The organism is Frisingicoccus caecimuris (assembly GCF_004340975.1).
Lineage (GTDB): Bacteria > Bacillota > Clostridia > Lachnospirales > Lachnospiraceae > Frisingicoccus > Frisingicoccus caecimuris.
This window is the reverse complement of the sequence record NZ_SLXA01000005.1, coordinates 90046-114175: the sequence shown is the minus strand read 5'-3', so window position 1 is coordinate 114175 and position 24130 is coordinate 90046. Positions and strand designations below refer to the sequence as shown.

Annotated in this window: 21 protein-coding genes and 4 tRNA genes; 2 read left to right on the top strand and 23 right to left on the bottom strand. The window is 43.7% G+C overall.

What is annotated here, in order from left to right; translation table 11 throughout:
- Positions 1–10 precede the first annotated feature (10 nt).
- The 17 genes from guaB to EV212_RS07005 all read right to left on the bottom strand — a co-directional run bounded on the left by guaB (position 11) and on the right by EV212_RS07005 (position 14015).
- Positions 11–1462 carry an IMP dehydrogenase gene (gene guaB / locus EV212_RS07085; RefSeq protein WP_132090954.1) on the bottom strand — a complete coding sequence of 484 codons (1452 nt, stop codon included), beginning with the start codon at positions 1460–1462 and terminating at the stop codon, positions 11–13.
- Between the two features lie 302 nt (positions 1463–1764).
- The gene (gene groL, locus EV212_RS07080; RefSeq protein ID WP_132090951.1) at positions 1765–3387 is read right to left on the bottom strand and encodes a chaperonin GroEL; all 1623 of its coding nucleotides are present in this window, start codon (positions 3385–3387) and stop codon (positions 1765–1767) included.
- A gap of 28 nt (positions 3388–3415) precedes the next feature.
- The gene (locus tag EV212_RS07075) at positions 3416–3700 is read right to left on the bottom strand and encodes a co-chaperone GroES (RefSeq protein ID WP_132090948.1); all 285 of its coding nucleotides are present in this window, start codon (positions 3698–3700) and stop codon (positions 3416–3418) included.
- A 245-nt stretch (positions 3701–3945) separates the two neighbouring features.
- Positions 3946–5613 (bottom strand): glutamine--tRNA ligase/YqeY domain fusion protein, encoded by a 1668-nt coding sequence (locus tag EV212_RS07070; protein ID WP_132090945.1) that lies wholly within the window; start codon positions 5611–5613, stop codon positions 3946–3948.
- A gap of 83 nt (positions 5614–5696) precedes the next feature.
- Positions 5697–6086 (bottom strand): DUF3783 domain-containing protein, encoded by a 390-nt coding sequence (locus EV212_RS07065; protein WP_165873326.1) that lies wholly within the window; start codon positions 6084–6086, stop codon positions 5697–5699.
- 114 nt (positions 6087–6200) lie between these two features.
- Positions 6201–6272, bottom strand: a tRNA-Thr gene (locus tag EV212_RS07060).
- Positions 6273–6367: 95 nt separating this feature from the next.
- The gene (locus EV212_RS07055) at positions 6368–6976 is read right to left on the bottom strand and encodes a sigma-70 family RNA polymerase sigma factor (RefSeq protein WP_132090939.1); all 609 of its coding nucleotides are present in this window, start codon (positions 6974–6976) and stop codon (positions 6368–6370) included.
- Complete coding sequence (gene rlmB / locus EV212_RS07050; RefSeq protein ID WP_132090936.1) at positions 6977–7717, bottom strand: 23S rRNA (guanosine(2251)-2'-O)-methyltransferase RlmB; 741 nt, start codon at positions 7715–7717, stop codon at positions 6977–6979.
- A gap of 3 nt (positions 7718–7720) precedes the next feature.
- Complete coding sequence (locus EV212_RS07045; RefSeq protein ID WP_132090933.1) at positions 7721–8161, bottom strand: Mini-ribonuclease 3; 441 nt, start codon at positions 8159–8161, stop codon at positions 7721–7723.
- Positions 8146–9537 carry a cysteine--tRNA ligase gene (gene cysS / locus EV212_RS07040; protein ID WP_132090930.1) on the bottom strand — a complete coding sequence of 464 codons (1392 nt, stop codon included), beginning with the start codon at positions 9535–9537 and terminating at the stop codon, positions 8146–8148. Before cysS ends, EV212_RS07045 begins: the two co-directional genes overlap by 16 nt.
- Positions 9534–10883, bottom strand: coding sequence for a circularly permuted type 2 ATP-grasp protein (locus EV212_RS07035; protein WP_132090927.1), 1350 nt, complete (start codon positions 10881–10883; stop codon positions 9534–9536). The genes cysS and EV212_RS07035 overlap by 4 nt, the downstream gene beginning before the upstream one ends.
- Complete coding sequence (locus tag EV212_RS07030) at positions 10880–12106, bottom strand: glutamate-cysteine ligase family protein (RefSeq protein WP_132090924.1); 1227 nt, start codon at positions 12104–12106, stop codon at positions 10880–10882. Before EV212_RS07030 ends, EV212_RS07035 begins: the two co-directional genes overlap by 4 nt.
- On the bottom strand, positions 12099–12587 hold the full coding sequence (ispF, locus tag EV212_RS07025; RefSeq protein ID WP_132090921.1) for a 2-C-methyl-D-erythritol 2,4-cyclodiphosphate synthase: 489 nt from the start codon (positions 12585–12587) through the stop codon (positions 12099–12101). Before ispF ends, EV212_RS07030 begins: the two co-directional genes overlap by 8 nt.
- A 226-nt stretch (positions 12588–12813) precedes the next feature.
- Positions 12814–12887: transfer RNA gene (locus EV212_RS07020), tRNA-Met, on the bottom strand.
- Positions 12888–12917: 30 nt separating this feature from the next.
- Positions 12918–12990 (bottom strand) — tRNA-Val (locus EV212_RS07015).
- A 37-nt stretch (positions 12991–13027) separates the two neighbouring features.
- Positions 13028–13101, bottom strand: a tRNA-Asp gene (locus EV212_RS07010).
- Between the two features lie 101 nt (positions 13102–13202).
- Positions 13203–14015 carry a Cof-type HAD-IIB family hydrolase gene (locus EV212_RS07005; protein WP_132090918.1) on the bottom strand — a complete coding sequence of 271 codons (813 nt, stop codon included), beginning with the start codon at positions 14013–14015 and terminating at the stop codon, positions 13203–13205.
- A gap of 166 nt (positions 14016–14181) precedes the next feature.
- Between EV212_RS07005 and tyrS the strand changes: the two genes are divergently transcribed.
- Positions 14182–15411: a tyrosine--tRNA ligase gene (gene tyrS / locus EV212_RS07000; RefSeq protein ID WP_132090915.1), complete on the top strand. Its 1230-nt coding sequence runs from the start codon at positions 14182–14184 to the stop codon at positions 15409–15411.
- A 68-nt stretch (positions 15412–15479) separates the two neighbouring features.
- Here the strand turns inward: tyrS and thiE are convergent, their stop codons facing one another.
- Genes thiE through EV212_RS06985 form a run of 3 tightly spaced genes read right to left on the bottom strand, consistent with a single transcriptional unit; the run spans position 15480 to position 18691 of the window.
- Positions 15480–16115: a thiamine phosphate synthase gene (gene thiE / locus EV212_RS06995; RefSeq protein WP_243115496.1), complete on the bottom strand. Its 636-nt coding sequence runs from the start codon at positions 16113–16115 to the stop codon at positions 15480–15482.
- Between the two features lie 25 nt (positions 16116–16140).
- A complete protein-coding gene (gene asnB / locus EV212_RS06990; protein WP_132090912.1) occupies positions 16141–17985 on the bottom strand; it encodes an asparagine synthase (glutamine-hydrolyzing) in 1845 nt (614 codons plus the stop codon).
- Positions 17986–18028: 43 nt separating this feature from the next.
- Positions 18029–18691: an HAD family hydrolase gene (locus EV212_RS06985; protein ID WP_132090909.1), complete on the bottom strand. Its 663-nt coding sequence runs from the start codon at positions 18689–18691 to the stop codon at positions 18029–18031.
- Between the two features lie 151 nt (positions 18692–18842).
- On the opposite strand from EV212_RS06985, the gene EV212_RS06980 reads away from it, so the two are divergent.
- Positions 18843–19778, top strand: coding sequence for a hypothetical protein (locus EV212_RS06980; RefSeq protein WP_132090906.1), 936 nt, complete (start codon positions 18843–18845; stop codon positions 19776–19778).
- Between the two features lie 53 nt (positions 19779–19831).
- On the opposite strand, the gene carB is transcribed toward EV212_RS06980, so the two are convergent.
- From carB to EV212_RS06965, 3 genes are all read right to left on the bottom strand, one after another.
- The gene (carB, locus tag EV212_RS06975) at positions 19832–23056 is read right to left on the bottom strand and encodes a carbamoyl-phosphate synthase large subunit (protein ID WP_132090903.1); all 3225 of its coding nucleotides are present in this window, start codon (positions 23054–23056) and stop codon (positions 19832–19834) included.
- A gap of 148 nt (positions 23057–23204) precedes the next feature.
- The gene (gene rlmH, locus EV212_RS06970) at positions 23205–23684 is read right to left on the bottom strand and encodes a 23S rRNA (pseudouridine(1915)-N(3))-methyltransferase RlmH (protein ID WP_132090900.1); all 480 of its coding nucleotides are present in this window, start codon (positions 23682–23684) and stop codon (positions 23205–23207) included.
- 9 nt (positions 23685–23693) lie between these two features.
- Complete coding sequence (locus EV212_RS06965; protein WP_132090897.1) at positions 23694–24125, bottom strand: DUF1700 domain-containing protein; 432 nt, start codon at positions 24123–24125, stop codon at positions 23694–23696.
- Positions 24126–24130: the final 5 nt, after the last annotated feature.

Sequence of the window (24130 nt, the reverse complement as noted above, 5' to 3'; positions counted from 1 at the left end):
CAAAAACAGATTAATCCACACTGTAGTTCGGCGCTTCTTTTGTAATCTGAATATCATGCGGATGGCTTTCTTTCAGAGAAGCCGCACTGATTTTAACAAACTGACCATTTGTTTTCAGTTCTTCAATGTCCTTTGTGCCACAGTAGCCCATACCGGCACGCAGACCGCCGATGAGCTGGAATACAGTGTCTTCCACAAGGCCCTTGTAAGCCACACGGCCTTCAACACCTTCCGGAACCAGTTTCTTGGCATCTGCCTGGAAATAACGGTCTTTACTTCCGTTTTCCATAGCGGCAATGGAACCCATACCACGGTATACTTTATATTTTCTTCCCTGATAAAGTTCAAAATCTCCAGGGCTTTCATCACAACCAGCAAACATACTTCCCATCATGCAGACATCGGCTCCGGCTGCGATAGCCTTTGTTACGTCACCGGAGTATTTAATACCACCGTCAGCGATCAGTGGAATACCATATTCTTTCGCTACGGAGTAGCAATCCATAACGGCTGAAATCTGAGGTACACCGATACCGGATACGACACGGGTCGTACAGATGGAGCCCGGTCCTATACCAACTTTAACCGCATCCACACCGGCTTCGATCAGAGCGCGTGTTGCATCAGCTGTTGCGACGTTACCGGCAATAACCTGTAAATCCGGGAAAGCATTTTTCAACATCCGTACACAATTGAGAACATTAGCTGAATGTCCGTGGGCGGAATCAACCACGACCACATCAACTTTGGCTTTGACCAGTGCTTCGGCACGTTCAAGAATGTTCTGAGTAACACCCAAAGCTGCACCACAGAGCAGACGCCCCTGAGAATCCTTGGCGGACAACGGATATTTAATCTGTTTTTCGATATCTTTAATGGTGATCAAACCTTTTAAATTGAAATTGTCATCCACGATCGGAAGCTTTTCCACACGGGCCTTGGCCAGAATAGCCTTCGCTTCTTCCAATGTGACGCCTTCCTTCGCTGTAATAAGGTTTTTGGAAGTCATACATTCAGAAATTTTCTTGGAAAAATCTGTTTCAAACTTAAGGTCACGATTTGTGATAATGCCGACCAGTTTGCCATTGTCTGTAATCGGAACACCAGAAATACGGAATTTTGCCATCAACATATCCGCATCTGCCAATGTATGTTCTGAAGATAACGAAAATGGGTCGGAAATAACGCCGTTCTCTGAACGTTTTACCTTATCAACCTCTTCAGCCTGTGCTGCAATAGACATATTTTTATGAATAATACCGATACCGCCCTGTCTGGCCATGGCAATCGCCATGCGATGTTCTGTTACAGTATCCATACCTGCACTCATTAATGGTACATTCAGAACAATTTTCTTTGTTAAATGTGTCTGAATGCTTACCTGATTTGGAATTACTTCCGAATACGCCGGCACAAGAAGCACGTCGTCAAAGGTAATGCCTTCACCGATAATTCTACCCATTCTTATCATCCTCTCTTTCTTACTATTTTATAGGTTTCTAAAGTATATCAACTCTTCCGACAAAAGTCAACATAAGGTTATCATTATAATTACTTAACTCTTTGTTAAGTTTTACTAATAGAGATTATTTTTGTCTAAAATGGTTCATTTGTTTCTTTTTTCTTATATTTTGGATATCATACAAAAAAATCAGGGATACATTCCATCCTGATAGATTTCGGAAATGTCTCCCTGATTTCATGACGCCGTATGGACGGCTTTATAATATCTTAATGCTTACACAAATGGGCACTTGGCCTGAATTACATCATTCCCATGCCGCCCTGTGGCATAGCCGGCATCGGATTGTCGGATTTGATCTCAGCAACAACGGATTCGGTTGTGAGCAATGTGGAAGCAACGCTTGTAGCGTTCTGAAGAGCGCTTCGTGTTACTTTGGCCGGGTCGATGATACCGGCATCGATCATATCCACATATTCTTCTTTCAGTGCATCAAAACCAACGCCTTGTTCGCTTTCACGAACTTTGTTGATGATAACAGCACCTTCAAGACCAGCATTGGCTGCGATGTGGAATAATGGCGCTTCAAGAGCTTTAAGAACCACATTTGCACCTGTCTTTTCATCTCCGCTGAGGTTTGCAGCCAGTTCGGCAACCTTCTTGGAAGCATGGATATATGCGGAACCACCGCCGCAGATGATACCTTCTTCAACAGCTGCACGGGTAGCTGCCAGAGCATCTTCCATACGAAGTTTCTTTTCTTTCATTTCGGTTTCTGTCGCAGCACCTACTTTGATGACACCTACGCCGCCGGAAAGTTTTGCAAGTCTTTCGAGTAATTTTTCTTTATCGAATTCGGATGTTGTCTCGTTTGCCTGAGTCTGAATCTGGCTGCATCTGGATTTAATAGCTTCCGGATCACCCATACCGTCAACGATGATGGTATTTTCTTTTTCAACTTTAACGGATTTTGCACGTCCGAGCATATCCATCGTTGCATCTTTTAATTCATAGCCCAGTTCTTCGGAAATAACGGTACCGCCTGTAAGGATAGCGATATCCTGAAGCATTGCTTTTCTTCTGTCACCAAAACCAGGAGCTTTCACAGCTACAACAGAGAATACACCTTTCAATTTATTTACAACAAGTGTCGCCAGAGCTTCACCTTCCACATCCTCAGCAATGATCACCAGTTTGGAACCTGTCTGTACGATCTGTTCCAGAACCGGAAGGATCTCCTGGATATTGGAGATTTTCTTATCTGTGATCAGGATATATGGATTGTCCAGTTCTGCAATCATCTTATCCATATCTGTAGCCATGTAAGCGGAGAGATAGCCACGGTCAAACTGCATACCTTCTACCAGTTCCAGTTCTGTCTGCATCGTTTTGGATTCTTCAATAGTGATAACACCGTTTGTGGATACTTTTTCCATAGCTTCAGCAACCATTTCGCCAACATGCTCATCGCCTGCGGAAATCGCAGCAACTTTGGCAATCTGGTTTTTGCCGTTGATCGTAGAACTCATATCTTTAATTGCTTCTACAGCACAATCTGTTGCTTTCTGCATACCTTTTCTTAAAATGATCGGGTTTGCACCAGCTGCCAGATTTTTCATACCTTCGTTGATCATGGCCTGTGCAAGAACAGTCGCTGTTGTTGTACCATCACCAGCCACATCATTTGTCTTTGTGGCAACCTCTTTAACAATCTGTGCACCCATGTTTTCAAAAGCATCATCTAACTCAATATCTTTTGCAATCGTCACACCATCATTGGTGATCAATGGTGTTCCGAAGGATTTGTCCAGAACAACGTTTCTTCCTTTTGGTCCTAATGTTACACGTACTGTATCTGCCAACTGATTTACACCGGCCTCCAGAGCTTTTCTTGCCTCTGCACCATATTTAATTTCTTTTGCCATATCTGTCTACCTCCAATATAAAATGAAATTACTCTACAACAGCTAAAATATCAGACTGTCTAACAATAATAAATTCTTCACCTTCAAGTTTCACTTCTGTTCCGGCATATTTGGAATAAATAACCTTCTGACCAACAGAAACTTCCATCTTCACTTCTTTGCCGTCAACAACACCGCCAGGACCTACAGCGATTACTTCTGCTTCCTGTGGTTTTTCTTTTGCCTGACCGGTCAAAACGATACCGGATTTTGTTGTCTCTTCTGCTACAAGCTGTTTTAATACGACTCTGTCGCCCAATGGTACTAATTTCATATCTAAATTCCTCCTGACAATGCATTTTTATTTTATTAGCACTCATTAGGTTCGAGTGCTAACCACTGGATATATAATATTTTATTATGTTCCAATATGCAACCTGTAAAAGGCTCATATTTTTAAATATATTCCGGTAAATCTTTAATTATCTCTTTTTTTCTCTTGAAATCTCTCTTTTTTATTTTATTTACAAAAAAGGATGCCAGGCTTTCGCTTCGCATCCTTTTTGTCTATTGTATATTTTACTTTCCAGGTTTATAAGAACTCTTTAATGAAACGATCCGGTTAAACACCAGCCTTTCCGGAGTGCTGTCTTTTTCATCCACACAGAAATAGCCATTACGAACAAACTGGAAGCTCTCCCCTGGTCTGGCCTCTGCCAAAGATGGCTCCAGATAGCAGTTTTCCAGAACTCTCAGAGAATTCGGATTCAAATTTAAAGAACCATCCTCATTATAAACGCCCTTTTCTTCATCTACCAGATTTTCATAAAGACGCACCGTAGCCTTCACCGCTGTCGGTGCAGCTACCCAGTGAATCGTCCCCTTCACTTTACGGCCGGTGAAACCACTGCCGCTCCGTGTCTCTGGATCATAGGTACAATGAATCTCCGTAATATTACCATCTTCATCTTTTTTGTAATCCACACATTTGACAAAATAGGCGTTCATCAGACGTACTTCATTCCCCGGATAGAGACGGAAATATTTCTTCGGCGGTTCTTCCATAAAGTCTTCTCTTTCAATATAGAGTTCACGGCCAAATGGCACCTGGCGCACACCCATTTCTTCCTTTTCCTGATTATTCATGACATCCATATACTCTATCTGATCTTCCGGATAATTGTCAATAATTAATTTCACAGGATCAAGAATCGCCATCACACGCGGCCGTTTCATCTTCAGATCCTCTCGGATACAGTATTCCAGCATTGCATAATCCACAGAGCTGTTTCCCTTGGATACGCCGACCAATTCCATAAAATTCCGGATAGATTCCGGTGTAAAGCCCCGGCGGCGCAGTGCAGCGATGGTCACCAGACGAGGGTCGTCCCATCCATCTACAATTCCTTCGTCTACCAAACGCTTAATATAGCGTTTTCCGGTAACAACATTCGTCAGATACATCTTTGCAAACTCAATCTGCTTCGGTGGTTCCGGATATTCCAACTCCCGAACAACCCAATCATACAATGGACGATGATCTTCAAATTCCAATGTACAGATGGAATGACTGATACCCTCAATCGCATCTTCAATCGGATGGGCAAAATCATACATTGGATAAATGCACCATGCATCTCCGGTATTGTGATGACTCATCCGGGCCACACGATAGAGTACCGGGTCTCTCATATTCATGTTCGGAGAAGCCATGTCGATTTTTGCCCGGAGAACTTTTGAACCATCCGGAAATTCGCCATTTTTCATCCCTTCAAAAAGTTCAAGATTTTCTTCAATAGAACGGTTTCTGTATGGACTTTCTTTTCCAGGTTCTTTTAAAGTTCCTCGGTACTCACGAATCTGCTCTGCACTCAAATCACATACATAAGCTTTGCCTTTTTTAATCAACTTAATCGCAGCTTCGTACATTTCCTGAAAATAATTGGATGCAAACCGTACTTCGCCGTCATATTTTGCGCCTAACCACTCGACATCACGGATAATGGATTCCACAAACTCTGTTTTTTCTTTTGTCGGGTTTGTATCGTCAAAACGAAGATTAAAATGTCCATGGTATTTCCGGGCCAATCCATAATTTAGTAAAATAGATTTCGCATGTCCGATATGCAGATAACCATTTGGCTCCGGCGGAAACCGTGTCGCCACCGTATGGGTATGGCCTTCCTCCAAATCCTTATCAATGATCTGCTCTATAAAATTTTTAGATACCACTTCTTTTTCTTCCATAACATCTGCCTCCTGTTAATTCTTAAATATTGATTTTATCATATTACGACACTTTTGTCTGCCATTTATTCCCATATTTCGCGTCATTTTCCCCCGGTCATTGTCCGATGTTCTTCCTGAATTTCCTGAAAAAGCTGCCAGGAATTCCAGCGGCAATTTGTCGGCGTCAAAACAGCCTTCAAATCCACACGCTCAATCCCCTCTTTGCGCATTCCCTGTAAAAGTGCATCCAGACGCTTATCAGAAAATCTGTACAAAACCATCATTTCATCATTAAAGTCTTCCACCGGCGCATTTTCATTCTCCAGCGTCACGTCCTTCATCCCGGCCAGCACGCCAAGGGGCTTGCCATAGTCTTCTTTTTCGATGACCCGGATACGCATTCCCAGACGGACAAGAAGAAAGCGAATCTTTCTGCCCTTTTCGTTATTCAGATTATACAGGAGTACCGTTTCTCCGCCCACTTTAATCATACAGAACATCTCCCTTACCAATATCATTTTCAGCCGGCCCCGAAGAAGCCTAAAACGAAATAAAGACTTTTCGAAATTATGTATCGAAAAGCCTTTATTATCGCTATTCCTTAAAGCTGATGACGGGAATTGAACCCGTGACCCCTTCCTTACCAAGGAAGTGCTCTACCTCTGAGCCACATCAGCGTGGTCTCAAATCTGTAAACCGCTTAATTAATATAATATATAAACGCTTTCTTGTCAACTGTTTTTTGAATTTTCCCCTGTCGGAAAAGATGAAACTAAACCTGATTCATGCCTTCCAGAATATCCTGAAGTTTCCCTTTGATCCGGCGCAGCGCGTTATCAATAGACTTTTCTTTTTTCCCGAGCTTATCCGCCATCTGGGCATAACTATATCCCTCAAGAAATAATTTTAAAACGGACCACTCCAGAGGACTGAGACCCTTGCCCAGTTTCTCCTGAATCATCTCCATCCGCTCCCTGTTGATAAGCGTTTCTTCCGGGCTGACTTCGGAAGCCGTCGTCTGATGCCATCGTTCTTCCCACTCTATTTCTTCCGAATCACTCAGGGAAACATAGCCATTTAACGGACTATGTTTCTTTCGTCCCGCGCTGGTCACCGCCGAATATATCTGACGATCAATACACAGCTTGGAAAATCGGTAAAATGAAGTCTCCCTGTCCGGGTCAAAATCCTGCACCGCCTTAAAAAGGCCGATCATTCCCTCCTGAATCAGGTCCTCAGTCTCCCCGCCGATCAGAAACATGGAACGGGCCTTTTTTATGACCAGCGGTTTATATTTTTCCATAATACGCTCCAGCGCCGTCCGGTCTCCCTGACGGCACCGGCTGATGAGTACTTCATCCTTCTCTCGGTCATCTGTCATTTATTTCATCCTCTGCCGAACAATTTCATAAGCCAGAATGCCTGCTGCCACCGACGCATTCAGAGAATCAATATCCCCTTTCATCGGTATGGAAGCGATATAGTCGCATTTTTCCCGTACAAGACGGCTGACGCCTTCACCCTCATTTCCAACAACAAGGCCAATCGGTCCTTTGAGATTCAAACGGTACATCATATCTCCGCCCATATGTCCGCATACAAACCAGAGTCCTTCTTTTTTGAGCTGATCAATGGTCTGCCCCAGATTGGCGACCTTCGCCACCGGCGTATAATTTAATGCTCCGGCGGAAGTTTTTGCCACAACGCCGGTCAGACCAACGGCACGGTGTTTCGGAATGATCACACCGTGTGCACCGGCCAGATTCGCTGTACGGATGATTGCTCCCAGGTTATGAGGGTCTTCAATGCCGTCCAGAAGAAAAATAAAAGGCTCTTCATTTTTCTCACGGGCAATGGCAAGAATATCCTCCACCGTACTGTAGCTGTAGGCCGCTGCCATGGCTATGACGCCCTGATGCTGATGGGTCTCCGACAACTGGTCCAGCCGCTCTTTTTTTACAAACCGGATATATGTATCCTGTTTCTTGGCCGCACGGATGATGGACTTCACCGGCCCGTCTTCGCATCCGTCCAACACAAATAATTTGTCAATCGTTCTTCCCGAACGGAAGGCTTCCATGACCGGATGCCGTCCTTCGATTTTGAATTCTTCATATCCCATGCTTTATTCTCCTAACTTATCGCCGATTCCAAGATGAATGAGGGTCACCATACGCTCATAATCCTGTTTTAAATGCAGATATCCCATGACGGCCTCAAAACCTGTCGCCATCCGGTAATCTGTCATCTCCGCATTTTTAGCCATCGTATGGGAACGGGCATTTCTTCCCCGCTTATAGACTGCCAGCTCCTCTTCCGTAAAAACATCTAAAAGTTTCACTGCCGCCTCGGCCTGGGCCTGAGCCTTCACCAGACGACTGGAACGCTTATGGAGCTTATTTACCGGAGCGTTTCCCTGCTCCACGACAAGGGAACGGATAACAAGCTCATAGGCCGCGTCGCCAATATAGGCCAGCGTCAACGGAGAATAGGTTTTGAGATCCACCGGCTCCAGATCAAAAGTCTCCCGGAATTTTTGGTTAAGACCGCTTATGCTCTCTTCCATTTTACACCTTCTCTTGTATCTTCCAGCAAAATACCCTGGGAAGCCAGCTGGTCACGGATTTCATCTGCCCGTGCGAAGTTCTTTGCCTTACGGGCTGCCTGACGTTCCTCGATGAGTTTTTCAATATCTTCGTCCAGAAGCTCCTCTTCCCGTTCGGTAATAATACCAAGGACATCGCAGAGCTTTTTGATCGTAGACCGAACTGCTTCCGCCAAGTCCGAGGAAGATTCTGCTGTTACATGAACATTGGCCAGTTTAACTAATTCAAAAATAGCCGAAACCGCATCTGCCGTATTAAAGTCATCCTCCATGGAATCTTCAAATTTTTTAACAAGGGCTTCTACCTGTGCCATCACTTCTTTTTCTGCATCACTCACAGGAAGATCCGTGCCCTGAATGCCGTCCAGACGTTCCACAGCTGTAAGGATTCGTTCCAGGCCATTTTTCGATGCTGCCATCAGATCTGCACTGAAATTCAGCGGACTGCGGTAATGAGCGCTCAGCATAAAGAAACGCAGCACCTGAAGGTCATATTTTTCACTGATTTCACGAACTGTAAAAAAGTTTCCAAGGGATTTGGACATTTTTACATTATCAATATTCAAAAAGCCGTTATGCAGCCAGTATTTTGCAAACGGTTTGCCATTGGCCGCCTCACTCTGGGCAATCTCATTTTCATGATGCGGGAAAATCAAATCCTCACCGCCGGCATGGATATCAATCTCTTCACCGAGATATTTTTTCGACATCACGGAACACTCGATATGCCATCCCGGACGTCCGTCTCCCCAAGGCGACGGCCAGGACGGTTCCCCTTCTTTTTTCGGTTTCCAGAGTACAAAATCCATCGGATCTTCCTTTTCATCGCTGACAGCGATACGGATACCTGCCGACAGATCATCCAGATTCTTTTTGGACAGCTTGCCATAGCCTTCAAACTTCCGGGTCCGATAATATACGGTGCCATTTACCGCATAGGCATAGCCCTTATCGATCAGCGTCTGAATCATCTCGATCATACCGTCAATTTCTTCCGTTGCCTTCGGATGAGTCGTTGCTTCTTTTACATTCAGCCCCGCCATATCTGTCTGAGCTTCTTTAATATAACGCTCGGAGATGACGGAAGCCGGAACGCCCTCTTCGTTGGCCTTTTTAATAATTTTATCATCTACGTCTGTAAAATTGGATACATAGTTCACATCATAGCCCTTATACTCAAAATACCGACGCACCGTATCAAAAACGATCATCGGTCGGGCATTTCCGATATGAATATAGTTATATACGGTCGGTCCGCATACATACATACGCACCTTTCCCTCTTCTACTGGAACAAATTCTTCTTTTTTCCGTGATAATGTATTATAAAGTTTCATAATCCCTGTACCTCCTCGTCAATATAGCGGGTTGCAACTGTTTTTTCATTATATTGGGTGGAAATGATGCCGCCGTCCGACATTCGGGAGTAGACTCCCTGAAACTTTCCATTATAAGTATATAATCCGGTCAGGTTACTGTAAAGTTGAAATTCATAAGGTTTGATACCAAAATTTATATTTTCCGTTTTATAAGGCCGACAATATTCCTGGGCGATATACTTCTGCCCCAGACAGCTTTCAGCAATCCGTCTCCATTCTTTATGACTATAATCTATGCCGGCATAGACACCCTTGGCCGCATAAGAATCCACGGGTTTAATAATCCATGAATCTTTATCCTCCCACAGCCCTGCCATCTCTTTCCGGGTCAACTTATCCAATTCAACCGTTTTGGGTAAATGCGCCTCAATAAATTGATTTTCCTCCGGTGTTAAGACAGCCTTTGTCATCGGATGGACAAGCACCTGACAGATGGCCTTATGATGAACGATCTGAGTCTTAAAGGCACCGATCAGACACACGCCGCCTTCCTTCACCGCCCGGATAAAATCCTGAATCTCATCATAATAATTCATCACATCACTGGTCACGGCCCGTCGATAGACCACATCCACCGCGTGACCTGTCGGTGAATAAAGTCTTCCATCTCTATAAGTCATATGACGGATATCACAAACTTCTGCCTCGATACCTCTGCTCCGAAAATGCCGCTCAAACACATAAAATTCCCGAAGATAAGCCTTATCCAGAAAGTCCACAATTGCCACATAAGGCTTCTCTCTGGCATTTTCACAGCCATGATAGGTTGCCAAAAGCGCATCGATCCAGGAATCTATCAGTTCAAACCGTTTAGCCGAAACTTCTTTTTCAAAATGTATCCAGGCATTATTCATATATAAAATATCATCCAGTACCTTATTTTCATTCATGGCGCTGGTGCCGTCCGTATTAAATTCGCAAAACTTAAAATCACCGGTTTCTTCATTAAAAAAAATATCGATCCGGCAGATCGGAACCGACACCGGATAACCAACGGGAAGCAGAATCAGTTCTTCTAATTCCTTTGAAAAGGGAAATAATCTCCGATATTCCGGATCATCCAAATATTTCTGAATGACTTTCTCAAAAATCCCATAGGTCCTATCCACGATTGCTGAAAACACATCAATGGTTTTCTTATCATATATTTTCGGAATCTGAAGCGTTCGAGTGTAATTATTGCCGCCCGCATTCAAATCCGAATGTTTAATGTACTCTTCCATACGCATGGCGGATTTCTCACTCTCTGACATATGCTCCCGAATGTAGGCGCCGATATTTTCAGTTAATTCCCGTGCCCTCATTTTTCTGTCACTCCCTGCATGTTTGTTTCATTTTCAATCAGCGGATACCAGAGTTCCAACGCTTCACGAGCTTTACCCTCCAGGTTTGCTGACGCTTCATTTAACAACCAGTATAACATAAGACGCACGTCCTGACCATAAGCCCGTCCTTTATGACCATTGGCTTTCAGACTTGTTTTCGTGTCCCTGATGGCAGATATATCCTGGGGCAATAAAGATAACACCTTAACGACAGTCTCTTCATTTCCGAAAATCCCCTTGATCAGCGCACAGTATGCCTCCACATAATTTTCCGGCATACTGTCGCCGGAACGGATTTCAATAAACTGTTTCAGCCGTACATCCGGAAAAGCCATGGATAAATAATGTTTTATCAAAGCTTCCTCTCCGCCATAAGTCTCAAAGCACTGCCCAATCGTTTTTTCCGGCTCATAGCGATAGATATCTCCATCCTTCACCACAATGACCGGGACCTTCATGAGCCATCGGGCATAGGATGCGAATCCGAAATCTTCTTCAAAGATATCCGGACATATATCTGTCCTTCCTGGGTCAACTCCCTGCCAGATCGTGTCTCTCAAAAGATGTCCGTGAAAATCTTCTCCTTCAAAATGGGAAACATTTTCCGTCAATAATGCAAACAGCGGGTCCAAAAGCCAGGCCAGACGATATTTATTGACAAAATCTTCCTCATCAAAATAATCCACGGACACATGACAGGCCGCCGTGGCCCGCATCATATTTTTCCCATATTTTCCTGTTCGTTCAAAGTACCGATCCATACACCGGTAACGCTCTTTGCCGATCAACGGAATATCCTCAGCCTTTCCATATGGCAGATAGCCCTCAGTAACCAGATCGTATTCCCAGGAATCCAGTACTTCTTCCACTTTTTTTCTGGCACTGCGATATACCTGCATCACCTTTTCCACAGAATCAAAGGGGGCCGTACTGATCTCAAGCTGACATCCCGGTTCCAGAGTGATCAGAATATCTTCGCTTTCCAGAGAAATAACAGCGCCATCTTCCATATGTTTTTCAGGATAGTCGTCAAAAATCTGTTCCATCAATGCGCCGACACCATGCTCGCCGTCAAAAACCATTGTCTTATGGGTTTTCCGGTTCAAAATAAAATGTTCCACTTCCAGACCGATGTGAAACTCCCGGTTTTCTTTACATCCCTGTATAAAATAATCCGTTAAATTTTTAATTCCTTTATTCATGATCTCCTTTTTCTTTCTCAACGAGACAGATAGCACTGGATGCAATCCCAAGTCCCCCGCCGGTGAATCCAAGTCCTTCTTCCGTCGTCGCTTTTACATTAATTTGCTGAATGTCTATATTTAAAGCTTTTGCAATATTTTCTCTCATATTCATAATGTAAGGGGCTAATTTCGGTCGCTGAGCAATAATCGTGGCATCGATATTGCCAATTTTAATTCCCTCTGCTTCAAGGAGCTGCCCTACATGCTCCAACAGCAAAATGCTTGATATTCCTTTATATGCCGGATCCGTATCCGGGAAATGCTTTCCGATATCTCCCAGCGCCGATGCGCCGAGCAGGGCATCCATGATTGCATGTAACAGTACATCCGCATCTGAATGTCCCAACAATCCTTTTTCAAAAGGGATTTCCACACCCCCAAGAATTAATTCTCTATCTTCCGTAAGACGATGAACGTCATAACCCATGCCTATTCTCATATTATTCACTCCTGACTCTTAATAATCTACCAGAAACAGGGAATATTTTCAAGTAGATGCACGAGCAATTGAAAAGCTGCCAACAACACTGTCAGCAGCCTTTATTATCACATCCTATCCGGCAACTATGGAATTATTGTAATATACAGATAAGTATGAGTGACAATATTTTATAGCAAGAAAGTCCAGAGCTCTTGAATTCACAAGATTTCTGGACTTTATCGTGTAGCGAGGAAGGGATTTGAACCCCCGACACTGCGGGTATGAACCGCATGCTCTAGCCAACTGAGCTACCTCGCCATATGAAATTTATTCAGTCTCTCGACTGAATGGGACCTACAGGGCTCGAACCTGTGACCCTCTGCTTGTAAGGCAGATGCTCTCCCAGCTGAGCTAAGATCCCAGATAAAACAACTTGCTACGACAGATTATCGCAGTTACGACCCAGAAGGGACTCGAACCCTCGACCTCCGCCGTGACAGGGCGGCGCTCTAACCAACTGAGCCACTAGGCCATCGTAGTGAACAACTCTTGTCGCCCGACTGCATAAATGATTCTACCTTAGTAATGACAATTTGTCAACCCTTTTTTTACATATTTTTCATGTTTTTTCTTTTATCTGTTTTTCATGTATTTTTCTATAATATGTGCAACTCCATCATCATCATTTGTGTCGGTAATAATATCCGCCACAGCCTTCACATCATTCTGCGCATTTTCCATGGCAACACCCAGTCCTGCGAACTGAATCATGGAAATGTCATTATAGCCATCCCCACAGCAGATCAGTTCTTCTCTCTTAATACCCGTATACTCCAAAAGCTGTTCCAGGCCAAAGGCTTTGTCAACTCCCGGCGGTGTAATTTCCATGAAATATGGCTCCGAACGGAAAATATTTAAAATATGTCCGAATTCCTTACGCATTTCAGGTAAAATCTGTTCCAGATACCATCCATCACCGACCATCAGACATTTTGTCACCGGAAAATTAATTTCTTCAGAGAAATTATTCAGTTCACGAATCTTCATTTTATTGATTCCGGCTTCCAGACGCACATATTTATCTGTTGTATCCTCCGTCAGAATATCATCCCCCTGATAAGTGACAATTGGCACTTGAAACCGCCGACTCGCCGCCCCGAGTTTTGGAATGTAAGCCGCCGGAATCTTCTGCTGAAAAATAATTTCCTTTGTTTTACAATTTTGAATAATTCCCCCGTTAAAAGAAAGTATATAGCCACCGTAAACATCCAGCTCCAACTCCCGGCTGATCGACAGTGCCCCGTTGATCGGCCGTCCCGTAGCAAGCACCACAACGACGCCTTTTTTTTGTATATCGATCAACACATTTCTCGTATGCGCTGACACTTCTTTTTTGGAATCCGTCAATGTGCCGTCCAAATCCAAGGCTATCATTTTATATTTCATCTTTGTCCCCCGTAAACGTTTTCGTTTTATATGATTAATTATATAAGATTTTCCCTTATATAACAACTGGTAAAATGCTGAAAATAGCCTATAAAGCCGGGTTTCCGCTTGCAATGCTTTTAAAAATATGCTAGTCTATGAGAAGTGATATTTAGGAGGAATGAAGATGTCAAGTGTATATGATACACTCGTGGAACGTGGTTTTATCGAACAATGTACCCACGAAAAGGAATTACGCGAATTACTTGAAAAAGAAAAAGTAACTTTTTATATTGGTTTCGATGCAACGGCCGACAGCTTAACTGCCGGACATTTTCTTACAATTATGGCGATGATGCACATGCAGAAAGCCGGTCATCGTCCGATCGCTCTTCTCGGCGGCGGAACAACTATGATCGGAGACCCTTCCATGCGCTCCGATATGCGTCAGATGATGACCATCGAACAGATTCAGCACAACGCAGACTGTTTTAAAGAACAGCTCTCTCATTTTATTTCTTTTGATAATGACCAGGCTATTCTGGCTAACAATGCTGACTGGCTGCTGGATTTAAATTATGTCTCATTTTTAAGAGATGTGGGCGTTCATTTTTCCGTAAACAAGATGCTCACAGCCGAATGCTATAAATCCCGTATGGAACAGGGCCTGACATTCTTTGAATTTAACTATATGCTCATGCAGTCCTACGACTTTCTGGAATTAAACCGCCGTTACGGCTGCTGTCTCCAGATGGGCGGCAATGACCAGTGGAGTAATATTCTCGGTGGTGTGGATCTGATTCGCCGTAAAGAACAAAAGCCAGCTTACGGTCTGACCTTTAAACTGCTCACGACCAGTGACGGCAAAAAGATGGGCAAGACTCAAAAAGGTGCCGTATGGCTTGATCCTAACCGGACATCTCCATACGAATTCTATCAATACTGGAGAAATATCGAGGACGTCAAAGTTGAAGAATGTCTCGGTCTGCTGACTTTCCTTCCAATGGATGAAGTTCACCGTCTTGGTGCTCTGGAAGGCGCCGAAATCAACAAGGCCAAAGAAGTTCTTGCTTACGAAATCACCAAAATCGTTCACGGCGAGGAAGAAGCTAAAAAAGCTCAGGAAGCGGCAAAAGCCCTTTTTGTTTCCGGCGGTGTGGCAGGCTCTGTACCAACTTTCACCTATCCAAAAGAAACTCTGGATGCAGGTGTAGATATTGTTTCCATTCTCGTGGATACAAAACTGGCGCCAACCCGTTCTGAAGCCCGTCGTCTCGTAAAACAGGGCGGCGTTACAGTCAACGATGTAAAAGTCCCTTCCTTCGATGCCGTATATGGTTCCAAAGATTTTAATGATTCCGACGCCTTTATGGTAAAGAAAGGTAAGAAGGGATTTTATCAGATTAAAGCCCAATAAATTATTTATACACTAAAAAAGCCATTATGAAAATCCAATAAAAGATTTCATAATGGCCTTTTTTATATTTACGGAAACACTTCCAGAGACAGCTTTTTAAGCTTTCTGGCTGCCGCTTCCACATCCGGCTGGGCAAAAATACCGGAAACCACAGCGGCTCCCTGAGCGCCCGAACCTTTCAGCTCACAGATATTTTCCGCGTCAATCCCGCCAATTAATACGATCGGAACGGACACTGCCTGACGAATCGCTTGAAACTCCTCCAATGTCATCGATCGGGCCTCCGTCTTGGTCGAAGAGCCAAACATGGCACCGCTGCCGAGGTAATCCGCTCCCTGACGCACCGCTTCTCTGGCCTGCTCCACCGTCTTTGCTGTAACACCGATGATCTTATCCGGACCGAGCAATGCACGGGCCTTTTCCGCACATAAATCCTCCTGTCCCACATGAACACCAGCCGCATCACAGGCCTGACAAACCTTCAGATTATCATTGATGATGAGCGGAATGCCATAGGCGTCCGTGACCTTTTTTACCTCAAAAGCCTCCTGAACAAATTCATCATCTCCCATGGCCTTTTCCCGAAGCTGCACAAGGGTAACGCCGCCCTTTATGGCCGCTTCCACAACCTCTGCAAGGCTCTGCCCTTCCCTCAGCCATTGACGGTCCGTCACAGCATACAACTGTAATAAATTTTTATCCATTTTCTTATCCTCACTGTATTTTCTCTTAAAATGCCACGTTCTCACGGACAAAGTAAACATCATACCACATCAGGAACATGTATACGACCCAGATTTTCTTGCTGTTGTCCAGTTTTCCGTTTTTATGCTGATCGAGCATTTTCACCAGTTCATCTGTATTAAAAAATGTCTTTGCGGCAGGGCTTGTAAACGCTTCCTTTACCTGGTTATAATATTTATCCTCTTTCAGCCACAGAGTGATCGGCACAGGGAAACCAAGCTTTTTTTTCATCGCTGTCGCTTCCGGAATATGCCGTTCCGCCGCCTTGCGCAAAGCATATTTTGTCGTACCGCCGGCCAGTTTATACCTGGTCGGAATCGTTTTTGACAACTTATACACTTCTTTATCCAGAAACGGCACACGGGTCTCCAGGGAATGCCGCATACTCATCTTGTCCGCCTTTAAGAGAATATCTCCCACAAGCCAGAAATTCATATCAATATACTGCATCTTTGTTGTGTCATCCACATGTTTTACTTTATCATAAAAAGGCTTCGTCAGCTTCCACGGGGACTTGGCCTGTGTGGCATTTTTAAGAATACGTTTCCTCTCTTTTACTGAAAAACGTTTCGCATTTCCAATGAAACGATGTTCCACATCCAGGGCGCCGCGCATCAGAAAGCTTCTTCCCCGCATGCCTTCCGGCAGCACCGTTTCTGCAAATTTGCCAATCATTCGACGCAATACACGCGGCAATCTCTGATAACCCTTTAAGGATACCGGCTCATGGTAAATATTATAGCCCCCGAAAAATTCATCGGCGCCTTCTCCGGAAAGCACAACTTTCACATGTTCTGCCGCCGTCTGATCTACAAAATACAGAGCCACACAGGAAGCATCCGCCAGAGGTTCATCCATATAATACTGGATTTCCGGCAGCACACTCCAATATTCTTCCTCCGTGATCAATTTACTGAAATTCTGGGTACCGATTTTTTCCGACAAATCCTTTGCGTAGGAAATTTCATTGAATTTATCATAATCAAAACCAACGGTAAATGTCTTATCCGCCTTGGAAATCGTAGCAATATAGCTGGAATCAATGCCACTGGAAAGAAGGGAGCCAACCTCCACATCACTGATCATATGGGTTTCAACAGATTCGGCCATCTGGGCATCGATCTTATCCACCAACTCATCAAAATCCACATTTTCATCAATATCATAATCCGGCTCCCAATAACGCTGAATATCGACCTCACCGTCTTTAAACAAGATACTGTGGGCCGGAGGTAGTTTAAAGATACCCTTGAAAAATGTCTCCGGAAGAACCGAATACTGGAAAGTCAGATATTCTTCCAGGGCTTCTGTATTCACTTTTTTCTCATATCCCGGGTATTCCAGAATCGACTTGATTTCAGAACCAAAAACCAGATTACCATTGACAAGGCTATAATAAAATGGCTTAATACCGAAATAATCTCTGGCACCGAAGGCAATGTCTTTATTCGCATCATAAATCATAAATGCAAACATACCACGGCAGTACTTCGGTAAATCTGTTCCATATTCTTCATATCCATGAACAAGCACTTCTGTATCCGAATTATTGCGGAACACATGTCCTTTGGCAATTAAATCCTGTCTGAGAGTTTTATAATTATAAATCTCACCATTAAAGACAATGACGATACTATTATCTTCATTAAACATCGGCTGAGAACCATGATCCAGATCAATGATGCTCAAACGCCGAAATCCCCAGGCCGCTTTATCCGTGATAAACTGACCGGCGCTGTCCGGTCCTCTATGTTTAATACGGTCCATCATCCGTGTCAATACTTCTTTGCTGTCCGGTAAATTTCCTGTAAAACCGCATATACCACACATTTTTATCGCCTCCAAATTTTGTATTTATTTATTGTAGTCTCTTTTAATTCATTTTGCAACATAAAAGTCTCATTAAATCCTCCGGCTTTTCCGCCAGTGCATGGGCATGATGCTCTATCAATTCTTTTCTGTCACGAAATCCCCAGAGAACACCAACAGTAAACATTCCTGCCCGATTTCCGGTCATCATATCGACGTTTGTATCGCCCACATACATACACTCTTCCGGTTTTACACCAAAAGCCTTCGCGATGGCCAGAGCCCCCGACGGATCCGGCTTCTTTTCAATACCTTCCTGCTGCCCCTGCACCCAGTCAAATAATTCATCTCCGAAAAGATTTGAAATAACCTTTTTGGTCTGGGCATGGGGTTTATTTGAAAGAACCGCCAGTTTTATCCCCATCGACTTTATTTTTTCAAGAGTCTCTTCCATCCCGTCATATACCGTAACTTTATAGGTACAGTCCTGATCAAAAATCGCACTGTAGGCCTGGTAAACTTCTTCAAGATGTATCAAGTCCTGATCACCCGCATCCCGCAGTACCCTTTCTACCAGGATCCTTGCTCCGTCTCCGGCATAATACTTAAAATTCTCTGTCGGCAATGGAGCATATCCAAAAGGTTCAATGACCTGATTCGCACTTACAGACATGGACTCCAGCGTATTTGCCAAGGTTCCATCCAAATCAAAAATACAAGCTTTCATTTATTTAATCTCCTGATTCTTCTATACTATATTTACCCATAGAATTATAACCCTTCCTCGCCGCATAGAGCAAGAATTATCTTGTCGAATTGTACAAAAAGTGCTACTATGAAAATAGAATTTATCTGTTAATTCAAAGGAGAAAGATGTTATGTTTAAAGAAAAATTACGCACTCAAATCCTTGGTGGCTGCCTTCAGGATTACAAAAATCATTTATCCGGTCTCTATAAGGGATTTTACATTACACTGGATGGCCTTCAGGGACAGTATCTTGTAAAAATCAGTATCAATCCTGCAAACGATGCAGATATGGCCACATTGATAAGTTTTCTGGATAATCATAAACTGAACCAGAAAAAGCTGATCAATGCTGTCACTGGCTCTCACAGCATTTCACTCACTATTAAGATGCCTTCTCTAGGCAAAAATATTCCGGATACGATCAACAGTATCGTAGACCCGGTGATTGATTATCTGATCAGTTATACATTTACTTCCGGCTGCTCTGAATGCGGAAGCACGATGGACCAGATTGACTGTTTTGAAATCAATGGCGGTCACTATTTCCTCTGTAATACCTGTAAAGATAAGATTCATGCCTCCCTGCAGACCAGTCAGCAGGAAATCCGATCCAAAAAGAGCAGCCTTGTGGCCGGACTCGTCGGTGCCTTCCTCGGTTCTCTGATCGGTGCCGCTCTCTGGATTCTCATTTATAAATTAGGTTACATTGCCGGAATCGCCGGAGCCGTTACCGCCATCTGCGCCATGAAAGGGTATACCATACTCGGAGGCCATCTGGATAAAAAAGGTGTTATCGGCTCTGTCATTATCATGTTTATTGCCATCTTCTTTGCAAACAAAATGTCCTGGTCCTGGGACGCTTACAGCGCATTAAAGGATTATGGCTGGACTTTCACAGATGTCTATAAAGAACTCGGCTATATCCTCGAAGAAACCGATCTGGTGGGCAGCTACTATGGCGAACTGGTCATCGGTTATATTCTGACGATCGCCTGCAGCGCCAGATCCATTATCAATGCTTTCCGCCAAAGTACAGGAAGCTACAGTATTAAAAAAGTCAACTAGTCTAAAAAAAGCGACGGAGCCTCATGTAAGCTTCGTCGCTTTTCAATACCATCTTATTTATCTTTAATTTCTGCATGCAAATCCTGAAGGGATTTTACTTCACTGTTTCCAAACTGTTTTATAGACTTGATACCGCTCACCGTTGCCCGGCCTGCTGCCATTGTTGTGAAGTAGGAAATCTTCTTCTTAATAGCTGCTTTCCGCAGATAGCTGTCATCCGCTTTCCGCTCCTGACCGACCGGCGTATTGATGATCAGATCAATCTTACCGTTTGTGATCAGATCAAGCATATTCGGACGGCCTTCGCTCAGTTTATTGACCATCTCAGCTTCGACACCTGCCTCACGAATCACTTTACATGTATTCTTTGAAGCAATGATCTTAAAGCCAGCTTCAGCAAATTCTCTGGCAAGTTCAGCTACTTCCGGTTTATCCTTATCGCTGACAGAAATCAGCACTGTACCTTCCAATGGAATCCGTGTCTGAGTTGCTTCCTGAGCCTTATAGAAAGCTTCTCCCCAGGATTTGGAAAGTCCGAGGACTTCACCTGTAGAACGCATTTCCGGTCCGAGTACCGGGTCTACTTCCTGGAACATATTAAATGGGAATACGGCTTCCTTAACCCCATAGTAAGGAATATGCTGTTCCTTCAATGCTGGAACCGGCGATGGTCTTCCCGTTAATTCGGATGTCACAATATCAATAGCCAAAGGCACCATACGGATATTACATACTTTTGAAACAAGCGGCACGGTTCTGGAGGCTCTTGGATTTGCTTCCAGCACATAAACCTTACCATTTTCAATCGCATACTGCATATTCATAAGGCCTTTAACGTGCATCTCTTCTGCAATCTTCCGTGTATATTCTTTAATGGTCTTTACATTTTCCTCAGAAAGATGCTTGGATGGAATAATGCAAGCCGAGTCACCGGAATGAACCCCCGCCAATTCGATATGTTCCATAACTGCCGGCACAAAGGCATGGATACCATCGCTGATGGCATCAGCCTCACACTCCGTTGCATGGTTCAGAAAACGGTCGATCAGAATCGGCCGATCCGGTGTCACGCCAACTGCTGCCTTCATATAACCAACCATACTTTCAGCATCATAGACAACTTCCATACCACGTCCGCCAAGAACATAAGACGGACGTACCATCACCGGATAACCAATCTTATCAGCAATTGCCAGTGCATCTTCTACCGTAACAGCCATACCGGATTCCGGCATAGGAATTTCCAGTTTATCCATCATGGCACGGAACAAATCCCGGTCCTCTGCCAGATCAATGACCGCAGGTGCCGTTCCGAGAATCTTCACGCCATTCTTTTCAAGAGCGCTGGCCAGATTTAACGGTGTCTGTCCGCCGAACTGGGCAATGACGCCTACCGGATTTTCTTTCTTATAGATGCTTAAAACATCTTCCAGAGTCAATGGTTCAAAATAAAGTTTATCAGACGTATCATAGTCTGTGGAAACCGTTTCCGGATTACAGTTCACAATGATCGTCTCAAACCCAAGTTTTTTCAAGGCCAGAGAAGCATGAACACAGCAATAGTCAAATTCAATACCCTGGCCGATTCGGTTTGGACCACCGCCAAGGATCATAATCTTCGGTTTATCATTGCTCACCGGATTTTTATCTTCTGCATTATAGGTGGAATAATAATAAGCACTATCCGGAGTTCCGCTGACATGAACACCCTCCCAGGCTTCCTCAACGCCAAGGGATATCCGACGTTCACGTACTTCGTCTTCGGAAATTTCAAGAATCTGGCTCAGATACTTATCCGAAAAACCATTCCTTTTCGCTGCGATAAGTGCTTCATCGGACGGCAAATGTCCCTTATTGGCTGCCAGCGCCTCTTCTTCTTCCACCAGTTCCTTCATCTGTTCGATAAAATAATGTTTTACTTTGGTGATTTCAAAAATTTCTTCAACCGTGGCACCCTTCCTCAACGCTTCATACATGATAAAATGACGTTCACTGGATGGTGTGATCAGCATCTTCAAAAGCTCTTCTTTAGACTTTGTATCAAAATCTTTTGCATGGCCAAGACCATAACGTCCGGTCTCAAGGCTCCGAATAGCTTTCTGGAAAGCTTCTTTATAGGTTTTACCAATGCTCATAACTTCGCCGACAGCACGCATCTGAGTACCAAGCTTATCTTCTACACCTTTGAACTTTTCAAAAGCCCATCGTGCAAACTTGATAACCACATAGTCACCGTCCGGTTTATATTTGTCCAGTGTGCCATATTTACCACATGGAATATCTTCCAATGTCAATCCGGCTGCCAGTTTTGCAGATACGAGAGCAATCGGGAAACCCGTTGCCTTGGAAGCCAATGCGGAAGAACGGGATGTTCTTGGATTAATTTCAATAATAATATCTCTGTCTGTTACAGGATCATGGGCCCACTGTACATTCGTCCCGCCAATAACCTCAATGGCTTCGACAATCTTGTAGGATTTTTCCTGAAGGCGCTTTTGTACTTCTTCCGAAATGGTCAGCATCGGTGCAGAACAAAAAGAGTCACCAGTGTGCACACCCAAAGGATCAATATTTTCAATAAAACAAACGGTGATCATATTGTTTTTTGCATCACGTACAACTTCCAGCTCCAGTTCTTCCCATCCGAGAATAGACTCCTCAACAAGAACCTCTCCTACAAGGCTGGCCTGAAGTCCGCGGGCACAGACAGTTTTCAGTTCATCTACGTTATACACAAGACCGCCGCCGGCACCGCCCATCGTATAGGCCGGACGAAGAACTACCGGATAACCTAATCGATCCGCAATTTCAAGCGCTTCCTCTACAGTATAGGCAACTTCGCTGCGGGCCATCTCGATTCCGAGACTTTCCATCGTCTTTTTAAATTCAATACGGTCTTCACCACGCTCGATAGCGTCTACCTGAACACCGATAACTTCCACATCATACTTATCAAGAATGCCTGCCTTAGCAAGTTCTGAGCATAAATTAAGACCTGATTGTCCTCCAAGATTTGGTAATAAAGCATCCGGTCTTTCTTTTGCAATAATCTGCTCGATTCTTTCAATATTTAATGGTTCAATATAGGTAACGTCAGCGATCTCCGGGTCTGTCATAATCGTCGCCGGATTGGAATTTACTAATACGATTTCATAGCCCAGGTTCTTAAGAGCTTTACACGCTTGTGTTCCTGAATAGTCAAATTCACATGCCTGTCCAATAATAATAGGACCCGAACCGATAATCAGCACTTTATGGATATCTTTTCTTTGAGACATCGTTATTCCTCCCGTTTGTTTAATCTTCTTAAAAATTTCCACCAAATATTATACATGAAAACGATTTGAGTATCAATGCTGTAATTCATCTTTCTTCAAAAAAATTAGACAAAATTTTCCAAAAAGAGCTTTAAAACTTTTTCATATACTATTTATGATAAGGTTCTCCCTGTATGATTCGATAGCTGCGATAAATCTGTTCCAGCAGAATCACACGCATCAATTGATGGGGAAAAGTCATTTTGGAAAAGCTCAAAAGCATATCGGCCTCTTTCACCACTTTGTCGGATAATCCCAGGGAACCGCCAATAATAAACTGAATATGGCTTTTCCCGCCGACACCTAACTGGTTGATTTTTCCGGCGAGCTGTTCCGAGGAAAGCATTTTACCATCGATGGCTAGAGCGATCACCATCGCCTCTCCTCGGATACTTTTAAGAATTCGCTCTCCTTCTTTATCCTTGATCAAAGTTTCTTCATGTTCACTGGCATTATCCGGTGTTTTTTCATCCGCCACTTCAATAATTTCCAATTTACAGTATCTTCCAAGTCGTTTCACATATTCATCAATGGCCATCCGGTAAAACTTCTCTTTTACTTTGCCGACACATATGATTGTAATCTTCATAATTCCCGCCTAACGTCCGCTCAATCTGTTTATAATCCATACAATACAGGCAATGACAATAATTGAAGGAAGCAGCCATATGATGAGTTTCGTGACCAGGGCAATAATCATAAATAACACGACAAGTACTAAAGCAATAATTCCGTATACTTTCATCTTCGTTTTCCATGTCGGTTCAACACCTTCTGCATCTCCTCCGCCGCTATAAGTCACTGTTGTCCGTCGATAAGTGTCTCTTTCTTCCTCTGCACCATCAATAATATTATGGGCTATGATCCGGGCATCACCAAGTTCCTCCAAAACATCCGCTTCTGAACGCCCTGAGGCAATCTGTTCCTCGATATACTGCCTATAATAATTTATCTGATCACTCACCTGGGCCCCACTCAATTCTTCTGAAAGTGCTTCCCGCAAAGCTGCCAAATATTCCTGTTTCGTCATGGTAC